Source organism: Streptomyces turgidiscabies Car8 (assembly GCF_000331005.1).
Lineage (GTDB): Bacteria > Actinomycetota > Actinomycetes > Streptomycetales > Streptomycetaceae > Streptomyces > Streptomyces turgidiscabies.
The window spans coordinates 1-9097 of the sequence record NZ_AEJB01000216.1 but is presented as its reverse complement, the minus strand read 5'-3'; the positions used below and the strand labels follow the sequence as shown (position 1 = coordinate 9097).

Here is a 9097-nt window from a genome sequence, read left to right as displayed (position 1 = left end):
CCCCCTTCTTCTTCGACAACAGGTGGACTACCGGTAGTTCACGAACTGCAGCGCGAACTCGAAGTCCTTGCCCTTGAGGAGGGCGATGATGGCCTGAAGGTCGTCGCGGTTCTTGGAGCTGACGCGCAGCTCCTCGCCCTGGACCTGAGCCTTCACGCCCTTCGGGCCCTCATCGCGGATGATCTTCGCGACCTTCTTCGCGTTCTCCTGGGAGATGCCCTCCTCGATCGAGGCGAAGAGCTTGTACTCCTTGCCGGAGAGCTGCGGCTCACCCGCGTCCAGGGACTTCAGCGAGATGCCCCGCTTGATCAGCTTGGTCTCGAACACGTCGAGGACCGCCTTGACCCGGTCCTCGGAGTTCGCCTCCATGAGGATCTTCTCGCCGGACCACGAGATCGAGGCACCCACGCCCTTGAAGTCGTAGCGCTGGGAGATCTCCTTGGCGGTCTGGTTGAGGGCGTTGTCGACCTCCTGCCGCTCGACCTTCGAGACGATGTCGAAACTGGAGTCGGCCATGTCCTGTGGCTCCTTGTATGGGGTGCTTGTCGGAATCTGCAAGGTGTGTATCGGCATGCGTGAGGACAGCAGCCGAGCCCGGCGTACGCCCCGGGCCGCATCCGCATAAGCCTAGCCACCCCCTCCCGTCCGGGCGCCGCTCAATCGGGTGGCGAAGCACCCCGGTCCATCAGGTATCGTTTACGTCGTTGCCAAGGAGGACCGCCGAAAAGCGGTTCGAAGGGCAGCAAGCCCTGGCGGTGTGCCCGAGCGGCCAAAGGGAGCAGACTGTAAATCTGCCGGCTCAGCCTACCCAGGTTCGAACCCTGGCGCCGCCACATTGGGGAGGCCCTCTTTTCTCTGCGATTTCGCAGGGGAAAGAGGGCCTTTTTGCTGTGGGTGGACGTGGTGGCCATGAGGGAGAGTGGACCCATGTCATCGCTGTCGCGGCCGTCGTTCGTGTCGTCGTCCCGTCGCCGGAGCTGTCCCGAGTGCCGGCGTGAGATCGCTGTCGTTGCCGGGAGGTTCGCGCGGCACGATCCGCAGGGCGCCCGGAGAAGTGGTGAACTCGTCTCGTGTCCGGGGTCGCGGCGGCAGGCGGAACTCGGGGCGGCCCAGCCGTCGTTGGACGGGTACGTCCAACCCGAATTCCCCGGCCAGCTGCCCCTTTTCTAGGCCCCGGTGCCCCGGGTCCACTCCCCGTGACACCGTGGCACCGGCGCGGTTGCGCTAGTTCCCCGCCACCGACTTGACCGCCACCGGAACCGGCGTAGAGCCCCCGATCAGCTCCAGCGTCAGGCCCGCGGTCGCCGGAGTGTCCAGGAGCTCTGTGAGTACCGCGGCCACGTCGTCGCGGGGGACGGCGCCGCGCCCCGTGGCGGCCTCCAGGCGTACCCGGCCCGTGCCGGCGTCGTTCGTGAGGGCGCCGGGGCGCAGGATCGTCCAGTCGAGCGCGTCCAGGCCGCTGACGTAGGCGTCCGCCTCGCCCTTCGCTCGCTGGTAGACGTCGAAGACGCCGTCACCCGGGTGGGCCGGATCGGCGCCCATCGACGACACGACCACATGCCTGCGTACCCCCGCCCGAACCGCCGCGTCAGCGAACAGCACCGCCGCTCCCCGGTCGACCGTGTCCTTGCGGGCCGTGCCGCTGTCCGGGCCGGCGCCCGCCGCGAAGACCGCCGCGTCGGCGCCCCGCAGCAGCGCCGCGACCTCGTCCACCGAGGCCGACTCCAGGTCGCAGACGACCGGTTCCGCGCCCGCCGCCCGCAGGTCGTCGCTCTGTTCGGCGCGGCGGATGATGCCCGCGACCTCGTCACCGCGTGCGGCGAGCAGACGCTCCAGCCGCAGCGCGATCTGACCATGTCCTCCAGCGATGACAATGCGCATGCCTTCGACCGTACGCCCCGCCGAACCCGTACGCCGCACAGCCCGCACGACGTTCGCGAGCTCTGCCGAAGTGTCATGCTTCTCTCACCTCACGACAGCTCCGTACGCCCCTGGCGCGGCAGGTCCGGCGCTGCTGCCGCCGGGGTGTCGCAGTACTCACGTACCGCGCTCGTCCGTGCCACAACGCGCCCCCTGTGCACCACGATCCGGCTGTAGGCGAGGGACAGCGCGCCGGCCAGACGGTCGCCCCGGACCGCCAGCAGTTCCGCCGGGAAGCCCGCCTCCACCCGTACCTCGGGCAGGCCCAGTGCGGCCCGCGCCGACGTGCTCACGGCGTCGTAGGCCTCCTCCGGGCGCAGGCCGTGGCGGGAGGCGAGCAGGTACGCCGCCTCCAGGGGGTCCCCGCGGCCCACCGGGTTCGACACGTCCCGCAGCGCGCCGCTGCCCGCCGCCACCCGCACCCCGGCCGCCCGCAGCAGCGTACAGAGCCGGGCGCGCGTTCCGCGCCGCGCAGCCGCCTGAGGGAGCAGACCACCGTCACACCGCCGCCGCGAGCTGTCAGCGGCCGGGAGGCGACCTCGGCGGGCAGCGGCGAGCCGCCGCAGGGGCCGATGGTCACACCGGGGCGCAGGCCGCCCGCCATCGCCGCGAGGCGGGCCAGCCGGGCCGGATCGTCACCGTCCGTGTGCAGGTCGACGGGGCAGCCGTGCTCCGAGGCGACCTCCAGGACCGCCTCCACGTAGCCCGTCGGATCGGGGTCGCGGTCCGGGCAGCCGCCCACCACCGACGCGCCCATCTTCACCGCGTCCCGCAGCATCGCCAGCCCGTCCGCCCCGGCGGCCCCGGTCAGCACGCGCGGCATCGCCACCGCCGTCAGCTCGGCCAGGCCGCGCAGCGCCCGCCGCGCCTGCAGTACGGCGGCCAGGGCACCCAGCCCCGGTACGTCGCCGATCCGGACGTGCGAGCGCAACGCAGTCGCCCCGTGGCCGAGTTGGAGCAGAGCGGCCGCGGTGGCCCGGCGCTGGACGTCCTGAAGGTCGTACGAGAGGGGCCCGTCGGCGTCGGCGGACAGAGCCGTGTCGCCGTGGGCGTGCGGTTCGGCGGGGGCCGGCAGGAGGAGGTAGCCGCTGAGGTCCACGCGGGTGGCGTACGCGCCGAGGCTGCCGACCGTGCCGACCGCCTCGATACGACCGCCACCCAGCCGTACGTCCACGGTCCGGCCGTCGGTGAGCCGCGCCCCGCACAGCAGGAGGGCGGCCGGGTCCCCGGAGGTGTCAGGCGACGAGGAGGACGACGACGAGTGGGGCGGCTGCGGCTGGCTGTCGGGCATCGCGCTCCTGTGGTCGGGGGGCGGCTGCGCGCAAACGGGGACACAAGATCACGCAGAGTGAGACGAGCCTAGGGCGGCCGTCCACCCCTGTTGCGGAGGAGCGCAATAGTCGTACCGGTGTGGTCCGCCGGATGGGAAAGAACACTGGCGAGGGGGTGTGAGAGCGGTTGCGGGAGGGGACTTCGAGGCCGCTGGGGGAGGGGTTTTCGCGGTGCGGGCGAAGTGCGGAACGAGGGCCGGAACAGGCCGGGGCGGCTGCCGCGAAACGGATTTGGGGGACGGCGGGCGAGCGTGTAATGTCTTCATCGCTCGCCCCAATAGCTCAGTCGGTAGAGCGTCTCCATGGTAAGGAGAAGGTCTACGGTTCGATTCCGTATTGGGGCTCTGGTGTGAGAGGTCCCCGTCGCAAGACGGGGCCCGATCGCATCACAGCGGTGTAGCTCAGTCGGTAGAGCAAGCGGCTCATAATCGCTGTGTCACCGGTTCAAGTCCGGTCACCGCTACTGACAGTAGCCGATTGCGGGGTCGGTCCTTCGATCGGCTACTCTCGTATGCGTTCATCGTCCCATCCGTTCGTCAAGGAGCACTCTGTGGCTGCCACCGACGTCCGCCCGAAGATCACGCTGGCCTGCGTGGAGTGCAAGGAGCGGAACTACATCACCAAGAAGAACCGGCGTAACAACCCGGATCGACTGGAGATGAAGAAGCACTGCCCGCGTTGCAATGCGCACACCGCGCATCGCGAAACGCGATAATTCAGGCTCGTACGTCGAGGCCGTCCCCTGTTGGTTGGGGGGCGGCCTCGCGTCGTTACCCAGCACGCCGGCTGTGAACCATGCGGTCGCGTGACCAGTGCGACTCAGGATGCGATTCAGGAGGTTGCGAGCCCATGGCGCTCGACCAGTCCTTCGTGGGGCGGTCCTATCCGCCCACCGAGCCCTATGAGGTCGGCCGGGAGAAGATCCGCGAGTTCGCGGAGGCAGTGGGGGACACCAACCCCGCGTACACGGACTCCGAGGCAGCCAAGGCCCTCGGTCACGCCGATGTGATCGCCCCGCCCACCTTTGTGTTCGCGATCACGTTCAAGGCGGCGGGAGACGTCGTGGCGGACCCGCGGCTCGGCCTGGACTACAGCCGAGTCGTGCACGGCGACCAGAAGTTCGCCTACGTCCGCCCCGTCCGCGCGGGCGACCGGCTCAGCGTCACCTCGACCATCGAGGCCATCAAGTCCATGGCGGGCAACGAGATCATCGACATCCGCGGCGAGGTCCACGACGAGGCCGGCGAGCACGTCGTGACCGCCTGGACCAAGCTCGTCGCCCGCGCGGCCGAGGAGGGCTGACCCATGACGGCCAATTCCGCGAGCGATTCCGCGAGGATCTCCTATGCCGACGTGGAGGTGGGCACCGAGCTGCCCGCCCAGACCTTTAACGTGACCCGCGCCACGCTCGTCCAGTACGCGGGCGCCTCCGGGGACTTCAACCCCATCCACTGGAACGAGAAGTTCGCGGTCGAGGTCGGACTGCCCGACGTCATCGCGCACGGCATGTTCACGATGGCCGAGGCGATCCGGGTCGTCACCGACTGGGTCGGCGACCCGGGAGCGGTCGTCGAGTACGGCGTCCGCTTCACCAAGCCGGTCGTCGTCCCCAACGACGGCCAGGGCGCCACCATCGAGGTCAGCGGCAAGGTCGGGGCCAAGCTCGACGACAACACGGTCCGCGTCGACCTCCTCGCGAAGTGCGAGGGACAGAAGGTGCTGGGCATGTCCCGGGCTGTTGTGCGTCTGGGCTGAGCACACAGGTAGGGGGCGTTCGCCCATGGCGGGCGCCCCTTACTCGATCTCCTCTTTGAGAAGAACCAGCCTCGGTACGAGCGCGAAGAAGGCCGACACCGCCAGCAGTTCCACGCCCGCCGCCGTCAGTAGCGCCCCCGGCAGGGACCATGCGGTCAGCGGTCCGGCGACACCGGCGCCCACCGCGAACCCGGTGATCTTCAGACTGGCCCCCGTCGTGAAGATCTGCCCGCGCAGCCGCTCCGGCGCCTCCCGATGACGTACCGCGAACAGGGCGGTGAGCTGCGGTCCCTCGCCGACTCCGGCGACCAGTACGGCGGCCAGGAGGAGGAGCGGCCGACCGGTCGCCGCCAGCGCCAGTGCCGCCGCCTGGAGCAGGGCCCCGGCCCAGACAAGCGTGTCCGGGGCACAGCGGGGCGGGAAACGGGCCAGTACGGCGTTCGCGGTGAGCGCCGAGACGGCTGTGCAGGACAGCAGCATCGTGCCGTGGGCGGCTCCACCGAGCACCCGTTCCCCGAGCAGCGGTACGCAGGCGATCAGCATGCCCTGGCCCGTGCAGGAGATGACCGAGGTCAGTGTCACCCGGGCGAGCGGTCGGCTACGAAGGACGTGGCGCGCGCCTGCCAGAAGGTCGGCGGTCACCGAGCCCTCGACGCCCGCCGCTGACCCGGGAACTGCCGGCAACCCCCACGCCACGGGCAGCGCCAGTCCGATCAGCGCGACGGACACGACCACTCCCGCTGGTGCCCCGAACAGTTGTGCCGCCACTCCGGCCAGAGCGGGTCCGGTCAGACTCGCGACGCCGTACGTCATCGCGTCGAGGGCGCTCGCGCGGGGCAGGGTCCCGGGCGGGGCCACCCGGGGGAGCTGCGCCGTCCAGCCGCCCGACAGCGCCGGTCCGAGAAGGCCCGTCATCACCGCGGCGAGGACGACGAACGGCAGCGGCACCCGGCCCAACACCGTCAGGATCGCCACCAGGCCGGTCGCGTAGAGGGCCAGTGCGACGGCCAGCGGGCGGCCCGGTCGTACCGCCCGGTCCAGGAGCGCGCCGAGCAGCGGACCGCCGACGGCCGCCGCGATCGTGATGCCCGCGAGCAGCGCCGACGCCTCGGCGGCCGACCCGGTGATCGCGTACCCGGCCAGGAGCAGCGCCGGACCCGACATCTCGTCCCCGGTGCGGGCCGCCGTCGCCCCGGCCAGATACGCCTCCGTCGGCCTGGTCGCGTAAAGCCTCTTCATTCCGGCGACGTTAGGGAAGTAACTTAAAACTGCGCAATATGCGTTACATTCCCTGCGTGCCCGCTCCCACCCCGCCCCCTGCCGACGCCTCCCACGCCTCCCGTGCCTCCGGTGACCGGTCCACGCGGCACTCCGTACTGGCCAACGCCCGCCGCGCCGCCGCCCTGGTCAACGTCCTGACCGGCGGTGGTCCGGCGGCCCCGAGCGCGATCGTCGCCGTGCTCCGGCAACACGGTGAGCCGGACCTCATCGACCTCACCGCCCAAGACGTCGGCGAGATGCGCGAGGCGGCGCTCCTCCTTCGTGCGGTCTTCGGCGCCGGGGACGTGGACCGGGCCGCCGGCCTGCTGAACCGGCTGCTCCTGGAACGTGCCGGGCCGCTGCGGCTGACCTCGCACGAGGGGGGCGCGCCCTGGCATCCGCATGTCGACCGGGACGACGACGGGCCCTGGGGGGAGTGGCTTCTCGGCTCCTCCTGTCTCGCGCTGGCTGTGCTCGTCTGGGAGCATCAGCGTCCGCCGGGCGCTGTCTGTGCGTCGGTGAGCTGCGAGAACGTGTTCGTCACCCAGGGGCGCGGGCCCGAACAGCACTACTGTTCGCGCCGGTGTGCGACCCGCGAGCGAGTGGCCGCCCATCGCCGGGCTCGTGCCGGGGGCGCGGAGGCTGAGGGTGGGGGCGGACCTCTTGACGTAGTTAGTGATTGAGTACTAACTTTCTCGCATGGTCAGGATGAGCGCAGAAGAGCGACGCGAGAGCGTCATTCGCGCGGCGATCGCGGAGTTCGCGCAGAGGGGCTACTACGGCACCTCCACCGAGGCGATCGCCAAGCGGGTCGGCGTCTCTCAGCCGTACCTCTTCCGGCTCTTCCCTGGCAAGAAGGCGATGTTCGCCGCTGCCTCTCAGCGGTGCATGAACGATGTGCGCCGGGTTCTGGAGGAGGCCGCCGACGGGCTGGAGGGCGAGCAGGCCCTGCATTCCATGGCGGACGCGTACGCCCGGATGATCAGTGAGCACCCCGAGCGGCTGCAGATGCAGATGCAGATCTACGTGGCCGTCGCCGCCGCGGAGGCCGAGGGTGACCATGAGTTCGGCGAGGCCGTGCGGGCCGGCTGGATGAAGCTCCAGGACGCCGTCGAGGTGCCCGTCGGGGAGGAGACGACGACCTTCCTGGCGTACGGGATGCTCATCAACACCCTTGCGGCCATGGGGTTTCCGGCCGGGCATCGGGTCTGGCGAGGGATGTGGCCCTCGGCGCAGATCAAGAGGCAGGGCTCTGAAGGCTGAGGGTTCCCAGGCGGAGGCGGCCTTCGTCTGGGCGTCAAAGTTAGTGATCGATAACTAAACCAACTGCGAAATCACCGGCAACGAGCATCCCCAGGGGGAGCGATGTCACAGCGGCAGGGCAAGCAGAGCATGCAGAGCAAGGCCGGCGCGCCACGTGGCGGAGCCGTCTGGGCACTCGTCATCACCAGCGTCGCCGGATTCATGGCGGCCCTCGACAACCTCGTCGTCACCACCGCGCTGCCCTCGATCCGCAAGGACCTCGGGGGAGCGCTGGACGACCTGGAATGGACCGTGAGCGCCTACACGCTCACCTTCGCCGTCCTGCTGATGTTCGGCGCCGCCCTCGGCGACCGCTTCGGCCGGCGGCGGCTCTTCCTCGCCGGGCTCACCGTCTTCACCGGCGCCTCCGCCGCCGCGGCCATGGCACCCGGCATCGACTCGCTGATCGCGGCCCGCGCGGTCCAGGGCGTCGGCGCGGCGATCATGATGCCGCTGACGCTGACCCTGCTCACCGCAGCCGTCCCGGCCGCCAAACGCGGGATGGCGTTCGGCATCTGGGGCGCGGTGAACGGGCTCGCCGTGGCCTCGGGCCCGCTCATCGGAGGCAGCCTCACCGAGCACATCTCCTGGCACTGGATCTTCTGGCTGAACGTTCCGCTGGGCCTCGCCCTGCTCCCGCTCGCGCGACTGCGCCTCGCCGAGTCGCACGGCACCGGCGCTCCGCTCGACATCACCGGCACTCTGCTGGCCAGCGGCGGTCTGTTCGGCATCGTCTACGGGCTCGTGCGCGGCCCCGCCGACGGCTGGACCAGCTCATACGTCCTGGCCGGCCTGCTCGCGGGCGGTGCGCTCCTCGTCGCCTTCGTCGTCCACGGCACCCGGGCGAAGAACCCGATGCTCCCCATGCGGCTCTTCCGCTCCCGCGCCTTCGCCGGGATCAACGCGGCCTCCCTGCTGATGTTCCTGGGCATGTTCGGGTCGATCTTCCTGCTCAGCCAGTACATGCAGGGCGTGCTCGGCTACTCGCCCACCGAGGCAGGTCTGCGGATGCTGCCCTGGACCGGCATGCCGATGCTCGTCGCCCCGATCGCCGGCATCCTCTCCGACCGGACAGGCGGCCGACCGGTCGTGGCCACCGGTCTCTTCCTCCAGGCCGCCGGCCTCGGCTACATGGCCTCCGTGGTCACCGCGGACGCCTCCTACGCCATCCAGCTGCCCGGCCTGATCATCAGCGGTATCGGCATGGCCCTCTTCTTCGCCCCGGCCGCCAACCTGGTGATGTCCGGCGTCCGCCCGAGCGAACAGGGCATCGCCTCCGGCGCCAACAACGCACTGCGCGAGGTCGGCGGCGCCCTCGGAATCGCCGTCATGGGATCGATCTTCGCGGCCCAGGGCGGCTACGAGAGCGGCCAGACGTTCGTCGACGGTCTCCGGCCCGCCCTGGTGGTCGGCTCGGCGGTGGTCGCCCTTGCCGGCGTCGCGGCCCTGCTGATCCCGGCCGCCCGCCGCCCCGCGCCCGTGGCGGACTCCGCGGAGCAGGCCCCGGTGCTGGAGAGTGCCGCCCACTG

Annotated in this window: 10 protein-coding genes, 3 tRNA genes and 1 pseudogene; 10 read left to right on the top strand and 4 right to left on the bottom strand. The window is 70.6% G+C overall.

The features are described 5' to 3' along the window. Nucleotides 1-27 precede the first annotated feature (27 nt). Entirely contained in the window at nt 28-516 is a 489-nt protein-coding gene (locus tag STRTUCAR8_RS14410; protein ID WP_006376465.1) for a YajQ family cyclic di-GMP-binding protein, read from the bottom strand. A 235-nt stretch (nt 517-751) separates the two neighbouring features. On the opposite strand from STRTUCAR8_RS14410, the gene STRTUCAR8_RS14405 reads away from it, so the two are divergent. Beyond that, nucleotides 752-833: transfer RNA gene (locus tag STRTUCAR8_RS14405), tRNA-Tyr, on the top strand. 94 nt (nt 834-927) lie between these two features. After that, nucleotides 928-1170, top strand: a complete 243-nt coding sequence (locus STRTUCAR8_RS54155; protein WP_044472202.1) for a hypothetical protein — start codon at nt 928-930, stop codon at nt 1168-1170. Between the two features lie 54 nt (nt 1171-1224). On the opposite strand, the gene STRTUCAR8_RS14395 is transcribed toward STRTUCAR8_RS54155, so the two are convergent. Both STRTUCAR8_RS14395 and STRTUCAR8_RS14390 read right to left on the bottom strand, forming a co-directional pair. Then, entirely contained in the window at nt 1225-1881 is a 657-nt protein-coding gene (locus STRTUCAR8_RS14395) for an SDR family oxidoreductase (RefSeq protein ID WP_044472201.1), read from the bottom strand. 89 nt (nt 1882-1970) lie between these two features. Continuing rightward, nucleotides 1971-3211: pseudogene (locus STRTUCAR8_RS14390) on the bottom strand (amidohydrolase family protein). 311 nt (nt 3212-3522) lie between these two features. Between STRTUCAR8_RS14390 and STRTUCAR8_RS14385 the strand changes: the two are divergent. The 5 genes from STRTUCAR8_RS14385 to STRTUCAR8_RS14365 all read left to right on the top strand — a co-directional run bounded on the left by STRTUCAR8_RS14385 (nt 3523) and on the right by STRTUCAR8_RS14365 (nt 5006). Beyond that, nucleotides 3523-3595: transfer RNA gene (locus tag STRTUCAR8_RS14385), tRNA-Thr, on the top strand. A 46-nt stretch (nt 3596-3641) separates the two neighbouring features. Further along, nucleotides 3642-3714, top strand: a tRNA-Met gene (locus STRTUCAR8_RS14380). Nucleotides 3715-3801: 87 nt separating this feature from the next. Continuing rightward, nucleotides 3802-3966, top strand: coding sequence for a 50S ribosomal protein L33 (gene rpmG / locus STRTUCAR8_RS14375; RefSeq protein ID WP_003948671.1), 165 nt, complete (start codon nt 3802-3804; stop codon nt 3964-3966). A gap of 134 nt (nt 3967-4100) precedes the next feature. Next, on the top strand, nt 4101-4553 hold the full coding sequence (locus STRTUCAR8_RS14370) for a MaoC family dehydratase N-terminal domain-containing protein (protein WP_006376470.1): 453 nt from the start codon (nt 4101-4103) through the stop codon (nt 4551-4553). A gap of 3 nt (nt 4554-4556) precedes the next feature. Then, nucleotides 4557-5006, top strand: coding sequence for a MaoC family dehydratase (locus STRTUCAR8_RS14365; RefSeq protein WP_006376472.1), 450 nt, complete (start codon nt 4557-4559; stop codon nt 5004-5006). A gap of 39 nt (nt 5007-5045) precedes the next feature. Here STRTUCAR8_RS14365 and STRTUCAR8_RS14360 read toward each other — a convergent pair whose 3' ends face one another. Beyond that, on the bottom strand, nt 5046-6245 hold the full coding sequence (locus STRTUCAR8_RS14360) for an MFS transporter (RefSeq protein WP_006376469.1): 1200 nt from the start codon (nt 6243-6245) through the stop codon (nt 5046-5048). 56 nt (nt 6246-6301) lie between these two features. Between STRTUCAR8_RS14360 and STRTUCAR8_RS14355 the strand changes: the two genes are divergently transcribed. The 3 genes from STRTUCAR8_RS14355 to STRTUCAR8_RS14345 all read left to right on the top strand — a co-directional run. Continuing rightward, nucleotides 6302-6949 carry a CGNR zinc finger domain-containing protein gene (locus STRTUCAR8_RS14355; protein WP_006376471.1) on the top strand — a complete coding sequence of 216 codons (648 nt, stop codon included), beginning with the start codon at nt 6302-6304 and terminating at the stop codon, nt 6947-6949. A gap of 16 nt (nt 6950-6965) precedes the next feature. Then, nucleotides 6966-7529 (top strand): TetR/AcrR family transcriptional regulator, encoded by a 564-nt coding sequence (locus STRTUCAR8_RS14350; protein WP_006376474.1) that lies wholly within the window; start codon nt 6966-6968, stop codon nt 7527-7529. A 129-nt stretch (nt 7530-7658) separates the two neighbouring features. After that, nucleotides 7659-9097, top strand: a 1439-nt coding sequence (locus tag STRTUCAR8_RS14345) for a DHA2 family efflux MFS transporter permease subunit (protein WP_048818766.1), incomplete at its 3' end; no start/stop codon positions are given.